At 69.9% G+C, this 24,039-nt stretch carries 17 protein-coding genes and 1 pseudogene; 8 read left to right on the forward strand and 10 right to left on the reverse strand.

The features are described from left to right. The first annotated feature begins 323 nt into the window (after window positions 1-323). The 5 genes from ACV7NL_RS05110 to mscL all read left to right on the forward strand — a co-directional run bounded on the left by ACV7NL_RS05110 (window position 324) and on the right by mscL (window position 5,726). On the forward strand, window positions 324-1,994 hold the full coding sequence (locus ACV7NL_RS05110) for a methyl-accepting chemotaxis protein (RefSeq protein ID WP_463355099.1): 1,671 nt from the start codon (window positions 324-326) through the stop codon (window positions 1,992-1,994). A 155-nt stretch (window positions 1,995-2,149) separates the two neighbouring features. After that, window positions 2,150-3,364: an MFS transporter gene (locus ACV7NL_RS05115; RefSeq protein WP_056485903.1), complete on the forward strand. Its 1,215-nt coding sequence runs from the start codon at window positions 2,150-2,152 to the stop codon at window positions 3,362-3,364. 251 nt (window positions 3,365-3,615) lie between these two features. After that, on the forward strand, window positions 3,616-4,326 hold the full coding sequence (locus tag ACV7NL_RS05120; RefSeq protein WP_056187959.1) for a phosphatidylserine decarboxylase: 711 nt from the start codon (window positions 3,616-3,618) through the stop codon (window positions 4,324-4,326). An 8-nt stretch (window positions 4,327-4,334) separates the two neighbouring features. Further along, complete coding sequence (locus ACV7NL_RS05125) at window positions 4,335-5,207, forward strand: CDP-alcohol phosphatidyltransferase family protein (RefSeq protein WP_463355100.1); 873 nt, start codon at window positions 4,335-4,337, stop codon at window positions 5,205-5,207. Between the two features lie 90 nt (window positions 5,208-5,297). Further along, the gene (mscL, locus tag ACV7NL_RS05130) at window positions 5,298-5,726 is read left to right on the forward strand and encodes a large conductance mechanosensitive channel protein MscL (RefSeq protein ID WP_056187966.1); all 429 of its coding nucleotides are present in this window, start codon (window positions 5,298-5,300) and stop codon (window positions 5,724-5,726) included. A gap of 181 nt (window positions 5,727-5,907) precedes the next feature. Here mscL and ACV7NL_RS05135 read toward each other — a convergent pair. The 5 genes and pseudogenes from ACV7NL_RS05135 to ACV7NL_RS05155 form a co-directional block, all read right to left on the reverse strand. Further along, window positions 5,908-6,156: pseudogene (locus ACV7NL_RS05135) on the reverse strand (hypothetical protein); the annotation flags it as partial. A 300-nt stretch (window positions 6,157-6,456) separates the two neighbouring features. Next, a complete protein-coding gene (locus ACV7NL_RS05140; RefSeq protein ID WP_056187970.1) occupies window positions 6,457-6,867 on the reverse strand; it encodes a DUF1236 domain-containing protein in 411 nt (136 codons plus the stop codon). 155 nt (window positions 6,868-7,022) lie between these two features. Beyond that, window positions 7,023-7,763: a NepR family anti-sigma factor gene (locus ACV7NL_RS05145; RefSeq protein ID WP_056187973.1), complete on the reverse strand. Its 741-nt coding sequence runs from the start codon at window positions 7,761-7,763 to the stop codon at window positions 7,023-7,025. Between the two features lie 150 nt (window positions 7,764-7,913). Continuing rightward, a complete protein-coding gene (locus ACV7NL_RS05150) occupies window positions 7,914-8,741 on the reverse strand; it encodes a class II glutamine amidotransferase (RefSeq protein WP_056187975.1) in 828 nt (275 codons plus the stop codon). A gap of 304 nt (window positions 8,742-9,045) precedes the next feature. After that, on the reverse strand, window positions 9,046-12,660 hold the full coding sequence (locus ACV7NL_RS05155) for an autotransporter outer membrane beta-barrel domain-containing protein (protein ID WP_463355101.1): 3,615 nt from the start codon (window positions 12,658-12,660) through the stop codon (window positions 9,046-9,048). 280 nt (window positions 12,661-12,940) lie between these two features. On the opposite strand from ACV7NL_RS05155, the gene ACV7NL_RS05160 reads away from it, so the two are divergent. From ACV7NL_RS05160 to ACV7NL_RS05170, 3 genes are all read left to right on the forward strand, one after another. After that, window positions 12,941-15,487 (forward strand): ABC transporter transmembrane domain-containing protein, encoded by a 2,547-nt coding sequence (locus ACV7NL_RS05160; protein WP_463355102.1) that lies wholly within the window; start codon window positions 12,941-12,943, stop codon window positions 15,485-15,487. Window positions 15,488-15,648: 161 nt separating this feature from the next. After that, window positions 15,649-16,908: a L,D-transpeptidase family protein gene (locus ACV7NL_RS05165; protein WP_463355103.1), complete on the forward strand. Its 1,260-nt coding sequence runs from the start codon at window positions 15,649-15,651 to the stop codon at window positions 16,906-16,908. Window positions 16,909-17,138: 230 nt separating this feature from the next. Then, a complete protein-coding gene (locus tag ACV7NL_RS05170) occupies window positions 17,139-18,038 on the forward strand; it encodes an MBL fold metallo-hydrolase (RefSeq protein ID WP_056480543.1) in 900 nt (299 codons plus the stop codon). 52 nt (window positions 18,039-18,090) lie between these two features. Here the strand turns inward: ACV7NL_RS05170 and ACV7NL_RS05175 are convergent, their stop codons facing one another. The 5 genes from ACV7NL_RS05175 to ACV7NL_RS05195 form a co-directional block, all read right to left on the reverse strand. After that, window positions 18,091-19,563, reverse strand: coding sequence for an amino acid permease (locus ACV7NL_RS05175; RefSeq protein ID WP_056186987.1), 1,473 nt, complete (start codon window positions 19,561-19,563; stop codon window positions 18,091-18,093). A gap of 184 nt (window positions 19,564-19,747) precedes the next feature. Beyond that, window positions 19,748-20,413 (reverse strand): DJ-1/PfpI family protein, encoded by a 666-nt coding sequence (locus ACV7NL_RS05180; RefSeq protein WP_463357058.1) that lies wholly within the window; start codon window positions 20,411-20,413, stop codon window positions 19,748-19,750. A gap of 155 nt (window positions 20,414-20,568) precedes the next feature. Beyond that, window positions 20,569-20,949 (reverse strand): response regulator, encoded by a 381-nt coding sequence (locus ACV7NL_RS05185; RefSeq protein WP_056186984.1) that lies wholly within the window; start codon window positions 20,947-20,949, stop codon window positions 20,569-20,571. Window positions 20,950-20,964: 15 nt separating this feature from the next. After that, window positions 20,965-22,230, reverse strand: coding sequence for a sensor histidine kinase (locus ACV7NL_RS05190; RefSeq protein ID WP_463355104.1), 1,266 nt, complete (start codon window positions 22,228-22,230; stop codon window positions 20,965-20,967). A 303-nt stretch (window positions 22,231-22,533) separates the two neighbouring features. Continuing rightward, window positions 22,534-24,024 carry a M48 family metalloprotease gene (locus ACV7NL_RS05195; protein WP_463357059.1) on the reverse strand — a complete coding sequence of 497 codons (1,491 nt, stop codon included), beginning with the start codon at window positions 24,022-24,024 and terminating at the stop codon, window positions 22,534-22,536. Window positions 24,025-24,039: the final 15 nt, after the last annotated feature.

Genomic DNA, 24,039 nt, shown 5'->3' on the forward strand with positions numbered 1-24,039 from the left:
CCGGCCTGTTCCGTTCTGGGGCCTGCCCGCGAGAGGTCCATTGCGCCTGGGTGTTGATCCGTTCGAATCGCTCCCGCGCTGCCCTCATCCTCTCGACCCTTCCGCAGGATCGCTCCCCCGGGAATCCGCAGGCTGCGAACCGACGGACGGGGGACGCGGATCACCACGATCCGGGGGCGGAATAAAGCGGTGATCCTTGTCGGTGATCTAGTCCGGATTATCGATTTTTTAATTGATAAAGTTTCAATTTAGATGGTCTTTAGGGGCCTGTTATGTTCTGGAAAATGCAGATATGACAGAATATTAGAAGGTGATAAAAGATCATGGCTATCAAGCTGAAGTGGATGTTGATCTCGATCATCGGTTCCATCATCGCCGCCTTGGTCATTCAGGGAGGGATAGCCATCACAAGCCTGGAGAGAATCCGGGCAAGTTCGATGAAAATTTCTGGGGAATTGATGCCGAGCGTTCGAAGCTTGGGCGAAATCAAATTCGCCGTCACGAATCTACGGATTGTCGATGCTCGGTATGTCATGGGGCGCGAATCGGCGCCGTCGCTCGAAAAGCTCAATGCGGAACGCGAGAAGGCCGTCGAAACGGCTCTGAAGACGTATCAGCCCTTCATCGCCAGCTCTGAGGAGCGGGCGATCGCCGACGACATCGCCAAGCGCTACGCCGAGTATGACGAGCGGCGCGCCGCGTTTCTCGCCTCGTTCCGGGCCGGTGACCAGAACGCCATGGTCGACGCGTTCGAGATGACGCGGCCGGCTTACCAGGAACTGATGAAGGTCATCGACGACGATGTCACCCACAACGACCGCGGAGCCGTCGAGGCGGACGCCGCCTCGAAGATCAACTATCACAACGCCTATTGGCTGACGGTCGCGGTGGGCAGCATCTCGCTCCTGATCGGCGTCTGCGGTGCGGTGTTCGTCCTTTACGGCGTGACACGTCCGATCGCCCGGATCACCGGCGCGATGGCGGCGGTCGCGGGCGGCGATCTGGCGAGGGAGATACCCTACTCGTCCAGCCGCAACGAGATCGGCGCGATGGCCGCGGCCCTGGCGGTCTTCCGCGACAACCTGCTGGAGACGGAGACCCTGCGGCAGCAACAGGAGGCGCGCGAGTTGGCCGTGAAGGAGGAGCGCCGGCTCGGGATGCAGCGGATGGCCGATCATTTCGAGAGCGCCGTGAGCGGCATCATCACCCAGGTGACGTCGGCGGCGACCGAACTGGAGGCAACGGCCCAGAGCATGTCCGGCACCGCGACCGAGACCGCCAGCCAATCCACCATGGTGGCCGCCGCCGCCGAGGAGGCTGCCTCGAACGTCAGCACCGTGGCGGCGGCGGCCGAGGAACTCGGTTCGTCCGTGCAGGAGATCGGGCGTCAGGTCGTCGGCTCCGCCAACCTCGCGCAGGCGGCGGTCGGCGAGGCGGAGCGGACGGCCACCTTGGTGCAGGATCTCAGCACGGCCGCAACCAGGATCGGCGACGTGGTGGCGATGATTTCGACGATCGCCGGCCAGACCAACCTGCTGGCGCTCAACGCCACCATCGAGGCAGCCCGCGCCGGCGAGGCGGGCCGGGGCTTTGCCGTGGTGGCGGCGGAGGTGAAGGAACTCGCCAACCAGACCGCCCGGGCCACCGAGGAAATCGGAACCCAGATCGGGCAGATCCAGGACTCGACCGGACAGGCGGTCACGGCCATCGGCGGCATCACCGACCGGATCCGCGAGATCAGCGGAGTGTCGACCACCATCGCGGCGGCGGTGGAGGAGCAGGGGGCGGCCACCCAGGAGATCGTCCGCAACGTCTCGCAGGCGGCGGTCGGCACCGAACTGGTGACGTCCAATATCGCGAGCGTGGCGGGGGCCGCCGAGGAGACCGGCGCCGCGGCCGCCCAGGTGCTGTCCTCCGCCAGCGAACTCTCGCGCCAGTCCGAGCATCTCGGCGCCGAGGTCGCCCGCTTCCTCGCCACGGTCCGGGCGGCCTAGGACGCCGCATCCGGTGCGGCGGTTTCCCGATCGCCGCACCGGCCTATATAGCCGGGGCGGCTGCGGAGGATTGAGGAGCCTGCCTTCTGCCGGCGGGACCCTCTGCGCCGAGAACGTGGTGTCCGGGTCTCCGGGCCGACCCCGCAGGAGCGTGCATGGACGAGGCGAGCGAGCGGTTGATCGAGGCAGGAACGCCCGCCTTCCGTCGCACCGCCGTCGCCCTGGGCGCCGCCGGGTTTTCCACCTTCGCAGTGCTCTACGGAGTGCAGCCGCTGCTCCCGGTCTTCGCCGATGATTTTTCCGTCTCGCCGGCCGAGAGCAGCCTCGCCCTGTCGCTGCCCTGCGCCATGCTGGCGATCGCGCTCCTGGTGGTCAGTCCGCTCTCGGAGGTGTGGGGGCGCAAGCCCATCATGGTGGCGTCGCTGTTCGCCTCGGCCCTTCTCACGATCGTGGCCGTCCTGGTGCCGAGCTGGCACGGCTTCCTGGCTCTGCGCGCCCTTACGGGGCTCGCGGCGTCCGGCCTGCCCGCGGTGGCGATGGCCTATCTCGGCGAGGAAATGCACGGGCGCGCCATCGGCCTGTCGATGGGCCTGCTCATCGGCGGCAATGCGGCGGGCGGCATGGTCGGGCGGCTGCTGGCCGGCATCATCGCCGACCATGCCTCCTGGCGCTGGGGCCTTGGCACCATCGGGCTGCTGGCGCTCCTGGCCGCCATCGCCTTCGTCTACCTGCTGCCGGATTCGCGCCGCTTCCGGGCCAACCGGATGCGCTGGCGCGACGTGCCCGGCACCTTCACCCACCACTTCCGCGATCCCGGCCTGCCCTGGCTCTTCGCCGAAGCCTTCCTGCTGATGGGCGGCTTCGTGTGCATCTACAACTACATCGGCTTCCGGCTGCTGGAGCCGCCGTTCTCCCTGAGCCAGAGCGCCATCGGGGCGATCTTCGTGGTCTACCTGTTCGGAACCGTCTCCTCGGCCCTCACCGGCGAAATCGCCAGCCGGCTCGGGCGGCGCAAGGTGCTGTGGCTCGCCATCCTGCTCGGGCTCGTCGGCGTCGGGCTGACCCTGTCGAGCCATCTCGCCCTGATCATCGTCGGCATCGTCCTGGTCACGGTGGCGTTCTTCGGGGCGCATTCGGTGGCGAGCAGTTGGGTCGGCCGGCGAGCCCTGCGCGACCGGGCCCAGGCCTCGTCGATCTATCTGTGCCTGTACTATCTCGGCTCCTCGGTGCTTGGCACGGCCGGCGGCTGGTTCTTCGACCATTCCGGCTGGGTCGGCGTGGTGGCGTTCTTCGCGACCCTCTACGGGCTCGCCCTCGTCATCGCCCTGCGGCTGACGCGCCTGGCGCCCCTGGTGCAGGCCGAGGGCTGACGGGTTCGCCATTTCGGTCCGCGGGCGCCTCGCGCGTCCCGGATCGAAGACCGCGTCGGGACGCCTCGTGCGTCCCTGATCGGAAACCGCGTCGGGACGCCTCGTGCGTCCCTGATCGGAAACCGCGTCGGGACGCCTCGTGCGTCCCTGATCGGAAACCGTATGACGGATCGGCCCGCGTGCCTTATGAGAAGGCCCCGGCCGGGGCGGCTTCGGCCCGCCCATCAGACGAGAGCGCTCCGAAAACACCCATGACCGACCTCCTCGAGACGATTCGCCGGACGCTCGTGCCGATTCACAAGGAGGGCTATCCCTTCATCGTCATCGGCATCGTGCTGACGGTGATCGGAGCCTACTTCGCGCAGTTCCTCGGCTGGATCTTCCTGATCCTGACCCTGTGGGTATGCTACTTCTTTCGCGATCCCGAGCGGATCACCCCGGTGGGCGACGGCCTCGTGGTCTCCCCCGCCGACGGCCGGGTGAATCTGATCTCGACAGTGCTGCCTCCGCCGGAACTCGACCTGCCGCAGGAGCCGATGCTGCGCATCTCGGTGTTCATGAACGTGTTCGACTGTCACGTGAACCGGGTGCCGGTCACCGGCCGCATCGGCCAAATCCACTACACCCCGGGCCTGTTTCTCAACGCCGAGCTCGACAAGGCCAGCGACGACAACGAGCGCAACGGCCTCGTGATGGAAACGACGCACAAGGGCGAGCCGCTCCGCATCGGCGTGGTCCAGATCGCCGGTCTGGTTGCCCGCCGCATCGTCGGCTGGGTCCACGCCAATGACAGCCTGAACGTCGGCGAGCGCTTCGGCCTCATCCGCTTCGGCTCGCGCGTCGATGTCTATCTGCCGGTCGGCACCCGTGTGCTCGTCGGGCTCGGCCAGAAGGCGGTGGCCGGCGAGACCGTGCTGGCCGATCTCGCCGGCGGCCCCGAGCGCGTCTTCCGCCGCATCTGAGGCATCCCATGGACGATCTGTTTCCGCCCTTCGCGCCCGACGCCAACGAGCCCCGCCCGCGCCGCTTCAAGCCGGTGCCGTTCCGGATGATCGCGCCTAACATGATCACCCTGATGGCGCTCTGCCTCGGGTTGACCGCGATCCGGCTCGCCTTCGAGGGCAAGTTCGAGCCGGCCGTGATCTCGATCGTGGCCGCCGCTTTCCTGGACGGTATCGACGGGCGCGTGGCGCGGATGCTCAAAGGCACCTCGCGCTTCGGGGCGGAACTCGATTCCCTGGCGGACTTCGTCAATTTCGGCTGTGCACCGGCGCTGATCCTCTACGGCTTCGCTCTCAAGGACCTGCGTTCGGTCGGCTGGATCGTGGCCCTGATCTTCGCCATCGCGATGGCGCTGCGGCTGGCCCGCTTCAACGCGATGCTGGACGATCCGAACCGCCCGGCCTGGAAGAAGGACTTTTTCGTCGGCATGCCGGCGCCCGCCGGGGCGCTCACCGCGATGCTGCCGCTCTACCTGAACTTCCTGGGGCTGCCGATGGAGCATTGGGCGGCGCCCGTGGTGCTGGGCTACATGCTGTGCATCGCCCTGCTGGTGGTCTCCACCGTGCCGACCTTTTCCGGCAAGACCATGGGCAAGCGCGTCCCCCGCGACTGGGTGCTGCCGATCTTCCTCGTGGTGGTGGCCGGGTTCGGCCTGTTCATCAGCTTCCCGTTCGAGGCGATGGTGGCGCTGGCGCTGGGCTACCTCGTCACCCTGCCGATCGGCGCGGCGCAGTATCGCCGCCGGGCCAGGGCGGAAGCATATGGCTCAGCCTCAGCGGAAACTGCCGACGATGCCGTCGAAATGCTGAAACCCGCGCGCGATCCGGCCGTGGACATCTGACCGGCGGCGCTGTCGCGCAGCGGTTGTCTTCGACTAAGCTGCACGCGGCCTGACGTCGTCCTGCAGGTCAAATCCAGCGGAGACCGGTTGATGCTCGAGGAATTCAAGAAGTTCGCACTGCGCGGCAACGTCGTCGACCTCGCCGTCGGCGTGATCATCGGCGCTGCCTTCGGGGCAATCGTCACGTCGGCGGTGCAGGACGTGTTCATGCCGATGATCGGCGCGATTACCGGCGGTCTCGACTTCTCGAACTACTACCTCCCGCTGTCGTCGAGCGTGCAGAAAGGCGCGGCCTATGCCGATGCCAAGAAGCAGGGCGCGGTGATCGGCTACGGGCAGTTCATCACCGTGGCGCTCAATTTCATGATCGTGGCCTTCGTGCTGTTCCTGGTCATCCGGGCGATGAACCGCCTGGTCAGCAAGGAAGAGGCCAAGCCCGAGACGGTGGCCGAAGTGCCGGCGGACGTGAAGCTGCTCGCCGAAATTCGCGATATCCTGGCGACGAAACCTGCGGTCTGAGCCGCGTCGGCTTCTACCGGGCCTCGCCGAAGCCGGGCTTGCGACCGGAGCGATCCTGTCCCGGAAGGGAATCTTCGCCGGCCACGAGGTCGTCTCCTGGCAAGAGGTTTCCTGCTGGCAAGAGGTTTCCTGCTGGAAAGAGGTTTCCTCCTGGCAAAACGTCTCCTGCCGGCAAGAGGTCTGCCCCAAGGAAATCTTCGAGGGCCTGCTCGACGGCACCCGTACCCTCCTCATGGGTCTTCAGGCGGACCTCGAGGCGTTTGATCTGCGGCTCGAAGGCTTCGGGAACCATCGGATCGCCGAGATACTGAGGCACGACCTCGTCGGTGGTGAAGACTGACCGCAGCTGCTGGCCGAGGTGATCCCGCACCGGCTCCGGCAGGGCGGGATCAGGGGGGAGGTCACCGGCCATGGGAAAACTCCTTCGCATCGATCGGGAATTGGACGGCCGCACACGGGTACGTGAAAGTCGGACTGTCCAAGCAACGGCTGAAGCGCGCGGGCGTTGCATCGCCGCACCCGTTCCCGTTGCTTTATGTTAGGTTTGGCGCGGGGAGATTCCGGAATGCGGCGTACCTCGCGGCATCGCCCGGTCACAAATTTCGATGCGACGACGAACCACGACGCGACCATGAAAAAAAGGCTCCCGGCGAAACCCTCGCCGAAAGCCTTCTGACTTAGGCCACCGTGACGGTCGTCGCGGGGCCGAGCGTGTCCTGGTCGGCGAGGATTAGTCGATGACCTCGACGATGCGGTGGCTGCGATCCACCAGCACCGGACGCTCGTTGACGATGGTGTAGCGGGCGCCGCGGGCGTTGTACTCGGCGGGCACGTCGTAATAGCTCACGCCGGAGCTCGGCAGCACGGCGCCGACGCGGACATCGCCATTGTAGTCATAGGACGAGCGACGCTCGCGGGTGACGTACTGGCGGAAGCGGGGGCGATCATCGACGCCGAGGATGCCGCCGACCGTGCCGGTCGCCGCGCCGACGGCGCCACCCACGATGGCACCGATCGGACCGGCCGCATCGGCGCCGTCCTGTGCGCCGCGCTCGGCGCCGCGGACGAGGCCCTGAGCCTGGGCGGCCATCGGCAGGGTGAGTGCGATGGCGGAGGCGGCGAGAAGGGTCTTGAAGTTCATGATGGCGCTCCTGAACGAGTGTCCCGCGACGCTGTGAAGCGCTGCCGGGTTCAGGGCAGTAACGTCCAACTCCCGGAAGGGATGCGTCAAAAGTTGCAGCGGGTCCGTCGATCCTTAAGGCCGGGTTTCGTCTTCAGGACCGCCTCGGGCCGACCTTATGCATCCTTCGGCATCGCCGACTGGATCAGCCGGTCGGAGCTGAGGTCTTCCTCGTCATAGCCGAGAAGTTCGGCCAGTCGCCCGCGGGCACGGCTGACCCGGCTCTTCACGGTGCCGACCTTACAACCCATGATCGCGGCCGCCTCCTCGTAGGAGACGCCTTCGGCGCCGACGAGAACCAGGGCTTCGCGCTGGTCCGGCGGCAGCTTGCCGAGGGCGGTCTGGAGGTCCTCGACGTCGAGGCGATCGCCCTGGTGCGGGGCGGTGGCGAGGCGGGCGGCATAGGACCCGTCCTGGTCCTCGACTTCGCGCACGCGCTTGCGGTGGTCCGAATAGAAGATGTTGCGCAGGATCGTGAACAGCCAGGCGTTCAGGTTGGTGCCCGGCTGGAACCGGGCCCGGTGTTGCCAGCCCTTCAGCAGGGTGTCCTGCACGAGGTCGTCGGAGCGGGCCGGGTTGCTGGTCAGCGACAGGGCGAAGGCACGCAGGGACGGCACGGCCGCCAGCAGGCCGTTGCGAAACTCGGGTTCGATCGCCTCGCCGCGCGCCTTGAGGGCAGCTTCGAGCTGCTCGATGAGTTCGGCAAAGCGGCTCGGCTGCTCGTCCGCGGGCAAGCGGTCGTAGACCGTGCGCAGGTGCTCGCCGAGGTGAGTCCGAATATTCGAGGACAGGTTCGGCCTGTCGTCTGCGGAGGCCGACAGAACGTCGGAGGCAGTGTCGGTCACGTCGCGTGTCATGGCTCGTCGTAATCTGGCGCGGTCAGGTGTGGTGTCGGCCCGAGGTGTCCGAGAAGCACCCGCGCGGTCCACTGATTTCGCGCGTTGTAGCGCATCCGGGCGGTTGACGCATCCCGCCGGACAACCGTGGCCGTCGCAGGGGGCGCCGCATCAACAGCCACAGGGGGAGGGGACGCGCTCGGGGCGGGACATGCGCCGGGCCACGGCCGGCTTCAGAATGCGTACGGCGCCGTCGCGCAGGGAGAGAACGTGACCGCGCTCGACGTCGGTCCAGCACTCGTCGCGGGTCAGCGCCTTGGTGGCGATCACCGTGACGACGTCCTGGGCCCCGGTTTCCTGCGCGAAATCTACCCGCCAGTCCTCGTCCACCAGGGTCGCGGTGCCGAAGGGGGCGCAGCGCGTGAGATAGCACAGGCGCTTACCGCAATGGGCGTAGAGGGTGCGGCTGTCCGACAGCAGCATGTTGAACACGCCGAGACCGTGCAGCTCCGCGCACAGGTCCGCCACCGCCCGGTCGATGCGGGCGGGGCTCGGCAGGTCGGGCCAGCGGGCCTGCAACTGGTCCAGCATCCAGCAGAAGGCGTGCTCGCTGTCGGTGGAGCCGACCGGCTTGAACCAGGTCAGCGGCCACTTCTTCACGCCCTTGAGCTGGCCGTTATGCGCGAAGGTCCAGCGCCGGCCCCACAATTCCCGGCTGAACGGATGGGTGTTCTCCAGGTTGACCCGGCCGCGATTGGCCTTGCGCACATGCGCGATGACGATGCGGCTCTTGATCGGCGTCCGTCGCAGGAGCCGGGCGAGTTCCGATTGCGCGCTCGGCTCCGGCTCGTGGAAGGCCCGCGCGCCGCGGCCTTCGTAGAAGCTGATGCCCCAGCCGTCCGCGTGAGGACCCGTCTCGCCGCCGCGCCGGGCCAGGGCGGCGAAGGAAAAGCGGATGTCCGTGGGCACGTTCGCGCTCATGCCGAGCAGTTCGCACATGGAGGTTCGGGGACTTCGCGTGAGTAAGGACAGGAGGCGTTGCGCGGCGGCATTCTCGTCGGGGAGCCCGCCAAGTACACCACTCTGAAGCACACCACTCTAGAGGATTTTCCCGCTCGCGGGAGCCGGCACCCCGGTGGAAACGCCATGTCCTTCGAACGCGCCCTGCTCGCGGCGCGTTCCGGCCGATTGTGCGGCCGCCCCCGGGCTCGCCGGCGAAGGGCGAGCTCGGAATCCGAACGCCGGCGAACCCATCGGGTCCGGCGGCCCGCGTCCTGTTTCTCAAACCTGGTTCGGTCGCCTGTCAGAACCGGTAGGTGAAGTTGCCCTTGACGGCGTGGTCCTGGGCGCGTTCGCCGACCTGGCCGGTATAGGCCACGCCCAGGGTGGTGGCGCGGCCCACCCGCACGTCGAGGCCGGCCTGCGCCACCAGGGCGTCGCGGCTGATCGGCGTGCCCGCCGTCAGGAAGCCCGGACCGGCGCCGAAGCTGAGGAGCGCCTTCGGCACCACCTCGCCGTAGGCCCGGCGGTAGCCCACCAGCCCGTGCAGGGACACCGGCGCCCCGGCGCCCAGATCCAGGCTGGTCTGGCCGCGCACGCCCACCGTCGAGGTCGCCACCTCGGTGGTCTGGGCCGCGCCGCTCAGGGCCGCGAGCCCGCCCGTCTCGGCGAAGCGGTCGCGCCCGATCGACACGTAGGCGCCGCCCACGAAGGGCTCGAGGGAGGTCGGCTGGAGCGCGGGCGCCGGGGCCGCCGCCATCACGATCCGGTAGCCGATCTCGCCGAAGCCCTGCACGGCGGAGCCGCCGTAGCGGGCCGTGTCGCTGTCGGAGAAGCCCGCGAAGGTGACGCTCCGGCGCAGGCGGCTCGCCTGGTCGGCATAGACCGCGCCGAGGCGCAGGGCGCAGGGCCCGCGCTCGAAGCCGCCATAGACGCCGCCGAAGCCGCTCTGGATCGTGCCGGAGGACAGGCGCCCGGCGCTGTCGAGGCTGGTGACGGTGTAGCCGCCGGTGAACCCGAGGCGGAAGCCGGTCTCGAGGCGGACGTCGGCGCCGAGCACGAAGCCGGAGGTCTGGCGGGCGAGGGCGGCGGCGTTGCCGTCGCCGCGGGCCTGGCCGAAGCTGCCGAAGCCCTGGCCCCAGAGCCCGAACACGCGCGGGTCGAGCACCCGCATGGGCACCGGCACCACGGGCGCGGCCCGGCCCGGCAGGTCGGCGCTATAGGTCGCCGGCAGGGCGCCGTAATCCTCGGCCTCGTCCGCGCTCGGGGCCGGCCCCCGGCGCAGGCGGTCGAGGATGGCCTCGCGCACGAAGAAGGCGGTCTCGAACTGGGCGGCGGTGGCGCTGGCGTGGATGTCGCCGGTGAGCGCCCCGAAGGCGGCCCGGGCCTCGGGCGTGCTCAGGCCGACGGTGCGGGCGTAGAGGGCGCTGCCGGCCCCCGCCGCCTGGATGGCGTCGGCGACGCCGCCCTGGTTGCGGGTCTGGGCGATGGTGGAGAAGGCCACGTCGTTGCGGGTCAGGGTCAGGTCGACCGCGTTCGCGCCGTAGCCGAGGGTCGGCGTCAGGAAGGCGAAGTTGGCGCTGACGCCGGCGAACCGGCCCTGCACGCCGCCGGCGGCGGTCAGGACGGTGTAGCGGGTGCGCGGAGCGTAGGCGCCGTCGGCCGCCAGCACCTGCACGGTGCCGCCCGCCAGCGTCGCGGTGCCCGCCACGGCGAGGCGGTCGGCCCGGCCGGCGGCGTCGGCCTCGACCCGGAGGGTCGTGCCGGCCGCGAAGGCGGCGTTGCCGGCGACAGTCAGGGTGCCGATGGAATTGCCCGGCGCCACCACGGCGCCGGCCTGGGCCGCGAGGCCGCCGATCGTGCCGGTGCCGCCGAGGCTGGCCCCGTCGCCCACTGTCACGAGCGCGTTGGCCAGGCTGCCGTCGACAGCGAGCCGGCCCTGGGCGACGCCGACCGGGCCGGACAGGGTGCTGAGGCCGGTGAGACTGAGGCTGCCGGCACCGGTCTTGGTCAGGGTGCCGCGGCCGGCGATCGGGTTGGCCAGGGTGGCGTCGGTGGCCTGGTCGAGGATCAGGCTGGCATTGTCCACGATGGCGCCCGAGCCCAGACCGGCGGCGGAGGCCACGAGGGTGCCGCCCGCGATGGTGGTGCCGCCCGCATAGGTGTTCGTGCCGGTCAGCACCAGAGTGCCGGTGCCGGCTTTGGTCAGCGAGCCGCGGCCGCCGATGTCGTTGTTGAAGCTGTCGAGCGCCGAGAACCCGCCCTGCGCCGCATCCATCGTCACCGTCACGGCGTCGTTGAACGCGCCGTACCCGTCCGCCGCCGCGAAAAGATTCAGGCGCCCCCAGCCGTCATAGGTGTTGCCGCTGAGCAGCGGATAGCCGGAGGGCAGGCCCGTGGTCGCCAGAACCTCCCGGCGCTGCGCGTCGCTGAGATAGGGGAAGCGGGTGAGGAGGAGCACCTGCGCCTGGACCGGAACCTCCGCGGCCGTCAGGGGCGTGCCCGCTCCGGCCGGTTGGAAGCCGTAGGTCATCCGGGCGGCGTAGTCCGCTTTGTTCTGCGCGGCATTGCCGAAGGGATCGGCCGCCCGGTTGGCTGCCGTCCCGGCGAGACACCCGGACACGGTTCCCGCGCCGCAGCTCGCGGCGAGGTAGGCCTGCGTCTGCTGGTAGGCCTGATAGACCGCGTAGGCGCCGGCATTGGCCGGATTGGTCCAGTCGATCCGGTTGCCCGCTGCGTCATAGAGGGCGGCGTAGATGTTGGTGGCGGCGATCGCCGTCGCCTGCATCCGGCCGCCGATCACGTCGAGGGGCGAGTGCATGCCGGCCAGGATGCGGTTGTTGCCGAGCTCGGAGGCGCGGGTGAGGAGTTCCTGCATCCGCTGCGGCACGAGGAAGCCGACGCCCAGGGTCTGGAGATACCCGGAATTGGTGTGGCCGCTCGGATAACCTCCATCCGCGTAGGCGTTCGTGGTGTTCTTGCGGGGATTCAGCAGCACCGGCACGGCGACATCGGTGGTGACGCGGTAGGGGCGGGGCGCGGTCCCGATTCCCGGCACGTAGGCACCGACCCCGAAGGTCGTGGGGGTGAAGGCACCGGCTGCGTTGAAGGACCCGACATCGGGGGCCACGAGGGGGCGTCCGCCGTTGGCGTCGATCATCGCCTGGGTCACGGTGAAGCCCTTCACCCAGCGCTCCGCGGTTCCGTAGACCGCCGGGACGGGGAAGTTCGCGAGGTAGCTCGGAACCACGAAATTCGCCGTGTCGGCGGCGGACAGGGCCGTCTTGTTCGTGGTGGCATTGTAGTCGTTGAAGCGGGCCGCCAGGGGATCGAGGGCCGGATTGAGGCCCTGATAGCGCCCGAAGACGCGCTTCGAGGGTTCCGTCGAGGCATTGGCCCGGACCGTGTTGTCGATGAAGCCGACGGCCGCCGCCAGGGGCGTCGCCGTCCCGTCGCCGAACGTCGTCGCGCCTCCGTTCGCGTTCGAACCGGTGTTGAGGCTTCGGCCGTAATCCGCCAGCGTCGTGGTCGCGTAGGTGGTCGGCGTCAGCTTCGCCGGCCGGGTGCCGGTGAACGAGGCCCCCGCGCCGGTGAGATAGGCGGCGGTGAGGGGACCGAGCCCGTTCAGGATGCTGTAGGCCTGCCCGGTGCGGTCGTCATGGATGGCCGCCAGCGTCTGGTCCGCGGTCCGGGCCTGCGTCATCTGAACGACGGTCTGGTAGTTCTGGGTCATGACGGCGGGATTGGCCGTCATCAACCCGACAAAGCTGTCGAGGACGCGCGGAACGACCGTTCCGGGTCTGACCGAGGTGCTGTTGGCGAAGCCCACCGGCGGGGATGTCGGGATCTGCTGTGCGGTTGCCCCGAGCGGCAGAAGGCCCGTCGCAGCCAGCAGGGCGGTCTTGAGATGCCTGGACACGAAGCCTCGCACGGAAAGCAGGCCGAAGCCTTGTTGCGGTGCAGCGCTAGCTTGGCCGTACGACGGTTCCATGACGGAATCGGCTGTCCCGCCGTCATGGGCCGTCCCTGCGAATTTCGCGTTACGGTTGTGTCTGAATTGCCGCGATCGGGATGTCCGCGGGTGACGGAGGACCGGGCTGGAGGCCGGTCGAGGTGCGTCCCCGCGCTTTCACCGCGGCGGACGATCCTCTAAGCCGCAGCCATGCCCCGTGTCCCGGGGCGTCGTGGACAGGGTGCCGATGGACCGCGACCCGATCGCCTTCACCTGGCGGACCGCGCGGCGCGAGCATGCCGCCGCGGTCGGGCTGGCGCTCGGCCTGGGCGGGCCGCTGGCGCTGCTCGCGCTGCTGTGCCTGCGGGATCTCGTCGGCGTCCAGGTCCACGACACCGAACCGGTGGGCCAGTTCCTGCGGATCGCCGCGACGCTGCCCTGGCGCTCGCCCGCGGAGGGGCCGTTCGTCGCCTTTGCCGGCTGGAGCTTGCCGCCGGCCGACCTCGTACGCGCAGCCTTCGTCGGACTCGCGGCCGCGGCGCTGGCCTCCGCCGGCCTCGGCTGGGCCGTGGCGCGCCTCTGCTTCCACGCCCAGACCCGCACGGTGGCGGCCCTCCAGGGGCGGGTCATGGAGGCCATTCTGCACGCCCCCCCGAGCGCCCGCGACGAGGCCCGTGCCCTGGCGCAGGCCATGGGCGATCTTCTGGCGCGCCTCGACACCCTGTTCGGACTGGCGATCCTGGTGCCGGCGCTGGCCGTCGGCGCCACCGGCCTCGCCCTGGTCCTGTCCTGGCTCGCCGCGCCGCGCCTCGTCCCCACCGTGGCGGTCGGGCTGGTGGCGGCCGGGCTGGCCCGGGCGCTGATCCAGCGCCGGATGCAGGACCGGGCCGCCCTCCGGCTGCGCGCGGGCGGTGCGGCCGGGCGCGCCCTGGCCGATCTGATCCGCCGCATGCCGGCGGTGCGCGCCCACGGGGCGGCGGCCTTCGAGCGCCAGCGCCTCGCCGCCAAGGGCGCCCACACCCGCGATGCGCTCGAAGCCTCCGAATCCGCCCTGGCCTACGCCCGCGCGCCATCCATGGCGCTGGCGATCCTGCTTCCGGCGATCGTGGTCGCGGTGGCGCTGTGGCGCGGCCATGACGGCACCACCGCGCCGGTCGAGCCCGGGGCACTGCTGGCCGCCGGCGGTGGCTTCGCGCTCGCGGTGGTGGCGCTGACCGTGACCCTGCGGATGGCCAGCCTCCACCGGGCCGTCGCGGGGCCGTTTCGCGAGGTCGCCCTCGACGTGCCGGCGCTGGAAGGCCGGGCCCCGGTGCGGCCGGGCACGATCACGGCCCTGCCGGAGTCGGGAGCTCTGGTGGCGCAGGGGGTGGGGGCCTACGACCCCGCCACCGGCGAGCGTCTGGCCGGCGTCGACGCCACCCTGCCGATGCCCGGCCACGTCGCCATCCTGGGCGAGCGCGGCAGTGGCAGCCGGGTCCTGGCCGCGATCCTGGCGGGCCAGCTCGAACCTTCGGCCGGCGCCGTCAGCTACGGTGGCACCGACCTGCGGGCCTTCGAGCCGGCGGCGCGCGCCCGGCGCATCGCGCTGGCCGGCGCCGAGGCCATCCTGATCGAGGGCACCCTGCGCCAGAACATCCTCTACGGCGCCGCCGTTGCGCCCGACCGCGACGAACTCATCGCGACCCTGCGAATCACCGGCCTCGACGCCTTCGCGTATGCGCGGGGCCTGGAGGGCACCGTCGACCCGGCGGCCGAGCCGGAGATCGCCCGCGCGGTGGTCGCCGCCCGCCACGCGGTGCGCGAGGCCCTGGCCGCCGACAAGGCCGGGCGCCTGGTGGAACCCTTCGACCCCGCCCGTTACAACCACCAGGCCACGGTCGGCGAGAACATCCTGTTCGGCGAGGCGGTGGGGCCGGCCTTCGCGCAGGACCACATCGCCGCCCATCCCTATCTGCGCGCCGTGCTGGAGGCCGAGGGCCTGAGCCGTCCGCTCACCGAGATCGGGCTTCAGGTCGCCCGCAGCCTCGTGGAGATCTTCGCCGACCTGCCGGACGACCACCCGCTCTTCGAGACGTTCTCGCTGTTCCCGGCCTCCGAGCGCGGCTTCTTCGAGGATCTCGTCGGGCGGCAGCCCGAGGCGAAGGGCTGGCGCCGCGGCCCGGCCGGCCAGCGCGACCGCAAGCGCCTGATCGGCCTGGCGCTCCGCTACAGCGAGACCCGGCACCGCTTCGGCCTCATCGACGCCGCCTTCGAGGAGCGGCTGGTGGAAGCCCGGCGCTCGTTCGCGCGCCTGATGCCGCCGCATCTCCGGGGCAGCGTCGAGTTCTACGATCCCGCCCGGCTCACCGCCGCCGCCAGCCTGGAGGAGAATATCCTGTTCGGCCGCATCAACGGCGAGGAGGCCGGCGCCGAAGCCCGGGTGCGGGCCCTGGTACGCCGGGTGCTGGCCGACGAGGGACTTGAGCCCGCCGTCTATCGCCTCGGCCTGGAGAGCCGGGTCGAGCCGGGCTTGGCCGGGGGCGGCGCCAGCCTCGGCGAGAACGCCATCGGCCCGCGCGAGCGCATCGCCATCGATCTCGCCCGCTGCCTGGTGCGCCGGCCCGACATCGTCGTCATCGCCATCGCGCTCGAGGATGGACGGTCCGACGAGATCCGGACCCGCCTCGGAGCCCTTCGAACCGCCCGGGCCGGCCGGGGTCTCGTCGTCTGCCTGCCCGACGCCCGGGCGCTCGACGGGATCGCGCCGTTCGACGCGGTGCTGCGCGTCGAACGCAACACGGTGATGGCCGCCTGATCGCCGAGGAAGCCGTGAGGAAGCAGCACGGGAGCCCCTCACGTCCCCGGGATAACCGAGCGGCCCCTATTGCCGCCCCAATGGGATGCGATAGGCAGGTTGGCGTGCATCGTGCACGGCCGTCCGCGACCGAGCGGACGGGGCGCTCTTCAGGGCCGCGCATGGTCTGTCTGTCCCGGAACCCGGCCCGCCGGATTTCGCTTCTCACGCGTCCGAACCGCCTCGCGGTCCCGGTGCTCCTCGCCCTCGGGGGCCTGATCACCGTCCCGGCCGCCGTCGAGTCCGCCTCGGCCGCGACGGGCAAGGCCTTCGCGCCGATTCCGGCCGCCACCCTGGCGCTGATGCAGGCCAAGGGCACCACCGCCGCCGCGCCGGTGCTGTTCCGGGCCTACAAGAAGGAATCCGAGATCGAGGTCTGGAAGCGGGCCGCCAGCGGCCGCTTCGTCCACGTGAAGACCTTTCCGATCTGCCGCTGGTCGGGCCAGCTCGGGCCGAAGCGCAGGACCGGCGACCGCCAGACGCCGGAGGGCTTCTACACGGTGCCCCAGCGCCAGATGAACCCGAATTCGCGCTACTATCTCTCCTTCGACGTCGGCTACCCCAACGCCTATGACCGCGCCCACGGCTCCACCGGCTCGGCCGTGATGGTGCATGGGGTCTGCTCGTCGATGGGGTGCTTTGCCATGACCGACCCGGTGGCGGGCGAGATCTACGCCATCGCCCGCGAAGCCTTCGCGGGCGGTCAGGCCGCGTTCCAGTTCCAGTCCTATCCGTTCCGGATGAATGCCGCGAACATGGCCCGCCATCGAACCGATCCGAACATCGATTTCTGGCGCCAGCTCAAGGAGGGGGCCGACCGCTTCGAGGCCCTCGGCGAGGAGCCGGCCGTCAGCGTCGTGGCGGGGCGCTACGCCTTCGCGCCCGCCAGAGACCCGGCCAAGGAGGCCATCGTCGCCGCCCACCGGAGGGCCGAGGAAGCCCGCATCGCCACCCTGGTGGACGAGGGCAGCGCGGCCGTCCGCACCACCTATTCGGACGGGGCGCAGCACCCGTTCTGGGCGGCGCTCGCCGCCAAGGGCACCTCGCTCGGGGACGTCAGCCGGCCCGAGGCCCTGGCCTATGCGGGGCAGGAGGTGGTGGTCATCGCCGCCCGGCCGCGTCCGGTCCAGGTCGCCGAGGCGGTGTGGTCGCGCTGGATCGCACCGGATTCGCTGCTCTCCCGGACCCGGATGCCCGGCTTCGTGCCCGCCCACGAGCGCCCGGCGGCCCGCTTCGCGCCGGTGCTGACCGCGACCGGCGCCGAACCGGGTGGCTATCCGGTCGCGTGGCCGCGTCTCGTCCGCCTGAGCCTGTCGGGCACTCTGCCGCCGCCCGCGACGGGTCCGATCCGCGACGTCGTCGACGTGCTGGCCCAGCGCTGACGGGGTGTTGTGGCCCGTCAGACACGACCCGGCCTCGGACCGTCGTGCGGATGATCCCGCTCCCGGCCATGTGCGGGCTCGCACATCGGGGCTCTCGGGGTATTACTACCTCAGAGGGGTTCCACTTCGATCCCTGCACCTGCCCATCGCCGATCTGCTCGAACTGGATCGCGTCGGCGCGACGAAAGGCACTCGACCTGAACGGGATCGGGGCACATGGTAATCGAACGATGACCCTCTTCACCCATCCCGCCGCGGAGGACGGCCTCACCCTCACTTTCTGGGGTGTGCGTGGTTCGACGCCCGTCAGCGGCCCGGATTACACCGAGTTCGGCGGCAACACCCCGTGCCTGGAGGTCCGCTGCGGCGAGCGCCTGTTCCTGATCGATGCGGGCTCGGGCATCAATGCCTGCGGCCGGCACCATCGCGACGCGATGCCGAAGGCGATCGACCTGCTCTTCAGCCACCTGCATCTCGATCACACGGCCGGGTTGCCGTTCTTCAAGCCGGTGGTGCTGGATCCGACCCGGACCCTCAACACCTATTGCGGCAATCTCGACGGCGCCAGCGCCTCGGAGGCCCTCGATCGCCTGTTCGCGCCGCCGCTGTTTCCGGTGACCCTCGACATCATTCCGTGCCACCTCGCCCATCACGGCTTCAGGGCGGGCGAGCGACTGACCTTCCCGGACGGGACCTCGGTCGACACCATCCTGCTCAATCACCCGCAAGGCTCCGTCGGATACCGGTTCGAACATGCGGGCCGGCGGCTCTGCGTGATCAGCGACATCGAGCACAGCGACCCCTGGCCCGATACCGCCCTGACGGATTTCGTGCGCGACGCCGACCTCGTGGTCTATGACGGCATGTTCACCGAGGGCGAGTATCCGGTCTGCCGGGGCTGGGGTCACTCGACTTGGCAGAAGGGCGTGGAACTGGCCCAGGCCGCCGGTGTCGGGGCGCTCGCCATCATCCACCTGCATCCGTGCCACACCGACGCGATGCTGCGCAGCGTCGAGGCCGACATGCAGGCCGTGATGCCCACCGCCTTCATCGCCCGCGAGCGCCAGAGCGTGGCCGTGGGCGAGCCGGTCCGCGCGGTTCCGCCCCTGGCTCTGGCCCGCAGCGCCTGACGGGCGCCCCGTCCCGAGGGAGGGGCGGACGGTCGATCAGCTCCTTGGCGGGTTACGTCGTCGTCTCGCGCCCGATGCGGCTGTGGTGACGGCTCCAGGCGAAGTAGATCACCAGTCCGATGGCGAGCCAGACGATCAGGCGCAGCCAGGTCTCCGCATCGAGCGACACCATCATGGCGAAGCAGCTGACGATGCCGAGGATCGGCACGAGGGGCACCAGGGGCGTACGGTAGTCGCGGCGCGCATCCGGCTGGGTCCGGCGCAGGATGATGACGCCGACGCAGACGAGAATGAAGGCCAGCAGCGTGCCGATGCTGGTCATGTGGCCGAGTTCGGAGATCGGCAGGAATCCGCTGAAGGCGCTGGTGAACACCATGAAGAACAGGTTCGACCGGTAGGGCGTCTTCCAGGTCGGGTGGATCTTGGAGAAGAAGCCCGGCAGCAGGCCGTCCTGGCTCATCGAGTAGAACACCCGGCTCTGGCCGAGCAGCAGCACCAGGATCACGGTGGAGAAGCCCGCGATCACCCCGAGCGTCACGAGGCTGCGCAACCACGGGAACGGGGTCTGGCCGATGGCGGTGTTCACCGGGGCGGCGTCGCCCTTCATCTGGTCGTAATGCACGAGGCCGGTGAGGACGCCCGCGAAGGCGATGTAGATCACCGTGCAGATCGCCAGCGATCCCAGGATGCCGATCATCATGTTGCGTTGCGGGTTCTTGGCCTCCTGCGCCGCCGTCGAGACCGCGTCGAAGCCCACATAGGCGAAGAACACCACCCCGGCGCCCCGCATGATCCCGCTCCAGCCGTACTCGCCGAAGGTGCCGGTGTTCTCGGGGATGAACGGCACGTAGTTCTGCGCCTTGATGTAGAACAGGCCGACGCCGATCACGACCGCCACCACGGCGAGCTTGATCACGACGACGACGGCGTTGACGCGGGCGGATTCCCGGATGCCGATCATCAGGAGCGCCGAGGCCGCCACGATGATGAAGATCGCCGGCAGGTTGACGAGCCCGTGCGCCAGGGTGCCGTCGGGAAGCGCATAGGTCTCGAACGGGGAGCGGACGAGGCTCGGGGGCAGGTTGATGCCCAGGGTGTCGTGCAGGAAGCGCGTGACGTAGCTCGACCAGCTCACCGAGACGGTGGCGGCGCCCACCGCGTATTCGAGCACGAGATCCCAGCCGATGATCCAGGCCACGAACTCGCCCATGGTGGCGTAGGAATAGGTGTAGGCCGAGCCCGCCACCGGGATCATGCCGGCGAGTTCGCTGTAGCACATGCCCGCGAAGGCGCAGCCGATGGCGGCGATGACGAAGGAGATCACCACCGCCGGGCCGGCATACTCGGCCGCCGCGATGCCGGTGAGCGAGAACAGGCCGGCCCCGATCACCGCGCCGATGCCGAGGGCGATGAGGCTCCAGGGACCGAGGGTGCGGGTGAGCTTGTTCTCGCCCCCTTCCGCGTCCCGGTTCAGCCGTTCCAGCGATTTGACGCGTGTGAGGTCGCCCGCGAAGCCTGCCGCCATGGGTTTGTCCTATCCTGGTCAGAAGCGAAGATCCGCGCGACGCCGCGCCGATCCGGGATGCGATGATCTCGCGGGAAAGTCTCGTGCGATGAATCCGTATGCCAGCCCTCTGCGATCCCGGCGCCTGCCCGCATGAGTGGCAGATGCCGACGTACGCACCTGCAGGTTTCGGGCCGAACGGTCGTCACGGGCGCGCAGCCATCGCCGCAGCCGCCGCTTCCGAACCCGCGATCAGCGGGCCCAGGATCGCCCGGGCTCGGGCCGTGATGGCCGGGCCGGCAGCCGCGGGCGTTCCGGCGTCGAACGGCGGCGCCGGGGCGTATTCCGCCACGAGCTGGCTCGTGCGGGCCGCGTCCGCGCCGGCGAGGCGCGCGGAGAGCGCCAGGGCGAAGTCGAGGCCTGCCGAGATCCCCGCCGCGGTGACACGGTTGCGGTCGAACACCACGCGCGCCTCCACCGGGATCGCCCCGAGGCGCGGCAGCACTTGGTCCCGTACGCACCAGTGCGAGGTGGCGCGGTAGCCCCGCAGCAGACCGGCGGCGCCGAGGATCAGCGAACCGGTGCACACGCTGGTGATCCAGCCGGCCCGCGCCCCGCGATCGCGCAGGAACGCCAGGGTGTCGGCGTCGCGCATCTGGCCGGGCGTGCCGTCGCCGCCCGGCACGAACAGCACGTCGAGGTCGCGCGGGCAGGTTTCGAAGCTCTCCTCGGCCACGAGCGCGAGCCCGGTATCCGAGGCGACGCGTCCGGCCGTGCGGGCCACCAGGTGGAGCCCGCCTCCGGCGATCCCGGCCAGGAGCGCCTGCGGCCCGACCAGATCGAGGGCGGTCATGCCGGGATAGAGCAGCATCGCGATGCGCAGCGGCCGTGCGGATGCGGGGACGGGTGCGTCCGGGGCAGACCCATCTCCGGCCTGGGCCATCCGGGCCGACGCAGCCGTCAGCGCCGCCGCGGTGCCGGCCAGCCCCGCCAGGGTGACCCGGCGGTTGGGACGGTTCGGCGGCGTCACGCCGCGTCCGGCCCGACCTCGAAGGACGCGATCGCCTTGATCAGGCTCACCGCCCGATAGGGCTTGGCGAAGAACACGCTGCCCTCGATCAGGCGGGGCGGCGTCTGCGAGAAACCCGTCGCGTAGATGACCGGCAGGCCGGGACGCAGCCGTCGCGCCGCCTCGGCGAGCTGCCACCCGTCCATCTGCCCAGGCAGCCGGATATCGGTGAACAGGATGTCGATCGCGGTCTCGGCCTCCAGGATGGCCATGGCGCTCTCGGCGGTGGTGGCCTGGACGACCGTGAACCCGAAGTCTTCGAGATCGGCGGTAATGACTTCGAGCAGAAGCGCCTCGTCCTCGACCATCAGGATTCTGGGTTTGGGCGAGCCGCTCATCGTCGTCGCGTTCCGTCAGGCAAAACCGAGGCGGGATACGCGGTCGGCTGGTGCCGTCTTTTCATCGGCAGGCACTGACGATAGCTGGGTTCCGTCGCGTGGCAAGTAGATCCACACCGAGGTTCCCTGGCCGGGACGGCTCACAATCTCGGCATGTCCATCGGACTGCTTGGCGAATCCGAAGACCTGGCTCAGGCCGAGCCCGGTGCCCTCGCCCACCGCTTTGGTGGTGAAGAACGGCTCGAAGACGCGGGTCAGGGTCTCCGGGCTCATGCCGGTGCCGCTGTCCTCCACCACGATGGCGACGTGATCGATCGCCGGCAGGTCGGCGATCCGCGCCGCTTCGGCGGCCGGGATGTTGCGGGTGCGGATCACGGCGCAGCCGCCGTCCGGCATGGCGTCGCGGGCATTCATCGCCAGGTTCAGCAGGGCGTTCTCAAGCTGGTTCGCATCGACGCAGACGGGCCAGGCCTGCGGCTCCAGGACCAGCTCGGGCTTCTCGACGGCGCCGAGGGACCCGCGCAGACGCTCTGTCAGGTCGTGGATCAACCCGTTCGGGTCGAGGCGGGCCGGCCGCAGGGGCTGGCGCCGGGCGAAGGCGAGCATCTTCTGGACGAGGGCCGCCGCGCGCTCCGCCCCCGTGAGAGCGCCGCGCAGGGGGCGATGCATGCCGCTCTCGGCCGGAAGGAAGCGCTCGATCTGGTCGAGATTGCTGATGACGACGCCGAGCAGGTTGTTGAAATCATGGGCGACGCCTCCGGTCAGGGCGCCGATCGCCTCCATCTTCTGGCTCTGGCGCAGCATCTCCTCCGCCCGGTCGCGCTCGGCCGAGGCTTCGTGCAGGGCGGCGAGCGCCGCGTCGCGCTCCTGCACGCGGGCCAGCAGGACGGCGTTGGCCCTGCGCAACTGCTTGGGCGACGGCAGGGCCAGGGCCTTGCGCAGCAGCATCCACAGGAGGGCGGCCGTCACGATCGAGGCCGCCGCCGCCTTGACCGCGGCCTCGGCGGCGTAATCCGGCACCCACAGGGTCCAGATTGCCAACAGATGGGTGATGCCGCAGGCCAGGATGAAGAGCGCGAAGGCCCAGACCATCCATCCGAAGACGAGATCGCGCCGCCGGGTGACGAGGACGCCGAGGGCGACCGGAATGGTGAAGTAGGCCAGCGCGATGATCGCGTCGGAGACCATGTGGGTCCAGATCAGCTCCGGCCGCCACGACAGGCAGATCCCGTGGGGAGTCAGGCTGGTGCCGTCGAGGAAGCCGGTCAGGGTCTCGATCATGTCGCGTCTCGACGGGATGGAATCAACCGCCGCAGATCAGTCCGGCGCAGCGGGCGGCCGTTCCGAATAGGATAACCCGAAGATCAGCCGTCGTTCCAGGTAAAAATATAAACTATATCATGAGCCATTTCAGCTCGGTCATGCGCGAGCCTGGGACTTATTGGTTCTTACGCGCATGAATTGTGCTTTGGTTTTTTCCTAATCTCGAAAACTCAAGTCTATCGTGCTTCAGCCGATATCCGGGGCGGGCGCGCACGGTCGACGGGGCGGACGACTGGCGGCGGAGCCGGGTAACGGCGCCGCCTATTCGACCACGACCTTGTAGGCTTGGCCGACCCGGAGGTGCGCGCCGCGCTCGAGGCCGTTCAGCACCTGGAAGCGCTCCAGCGGCTTGTCCGGTACCACCATGCGCTGCGCCAGGGTCTCGACGGTGTCGCCCGGCCCCGCGGTCACGACCACGAGGCGCAGGGCGCGCAGGGTGCGGGTCTCGGCCGGATCGATCGACGACAGGCTCTCGGTCCAGCGTCGGAAGGCCCCGTCCGGATCGGTGCTGCCCTTGGCCGCCATGATCATCCGGAAGGTCGTCTCGCCGGTCCGGATCGCGGCGAGGCGGAAGGTCCAGTCCTTGCCCCGCGACAGGGCGGTGGCGGCCGGGTAGCCGGCCACCATCCGGTTCTCCAGGGAGCCGGGCTCGATCACGTCGCTCCAGGTCGCCTTCAGCACCTCGTCGAGGCCCTGGCCCGGATGACTCTCGACCTGGTCGAACAGCAGGCGGCGGCTGCCCTCGCCGGTGGTGCCCAGCACCGCGTTGCGGGTGTTCTCGATCGAGAAGCCTTCAGGCACCTCGAAGGCGATGCCGAGGCCCGGATGGAGGAAGCGGCGCCCGCGCACGACGCCGTCGCCGGGATTGTCGCCGTAGGCGATGCCGTCGATGGCCGTGAGGTAGCGGGCGCGCTCGTCGACGCCGAGGCCCGGCGCACCGATCAGGCGGCCGGCACGGGTCACCAGGGTGATCCGCTCGGTGGTGCCCGGGTGGGTGGCCAGCATGTCGGGCTCACCGGCCATGCCGGTGCCGGTCTTCAGCGCCGTGGTGCGGTTCAAGGCGGTGAGGAAGCGCCCGGCCCCGAACGGATCGTAGCCGGCCCGGGCCAGAGTGCGCACGCCGACGGTGTCGGCCTCGAGTTCCTGGTCGCGCGAGAACCGGGCGAGGGCGAACTTCGACTGGCTCTGCAGCTGCGCGCCGGTGACGGGATCGTTGAGCACGTCGGCCACCACCTTGCTGACCAGCTGCGAGCGCAGGGCCAGTTCGGTGCGCGCCGTGGCGTGCCGCAGGGTGACGTGGGCGATCTCGTGGGCCAGCACCGCCGCGATTTCCGAGGTGTCGCTGGCCAGGGCGAGCAGGCCCCGGGTCACGTACAGGCGGCCGCTCGGGAGCGCAAAGGCGTTGATGACGGGCGAATCGAGCAGGGTGACCGCGTAGGTCTCTTCCGGCCGCTCGGTCGAGCGCACGAGGCGGTCTGTCACGTCGCTGACGAGCTTGAGCGCGGCCGGCGAGCGATACTCGCCCCCGAAGGACGCCACCAGCTTGGCGTGGTCGGCATCCGAGGCGGTGCGCTCGCGTCCGGTGGTGCGCGGCGCCTCGCGTGGCACCGCGACCGCTGCCGTCTGCGGCACCGCGCCGGTCTGATCGCCAAGGCAGCCCGAGAGCAGCAGGCCGAGGACCGGCCAGGTGCCGGCGCGGACGCCCCACCGGGCGCCGCGACGGGCCGCGCGCGGCCGGGCGGTCGCGCGCATCGTGAGGCGGAGGAT

The sequence above is a fragment of the Methylobacterium sp. Ger2507 genome (assembly GCF_055231875.1).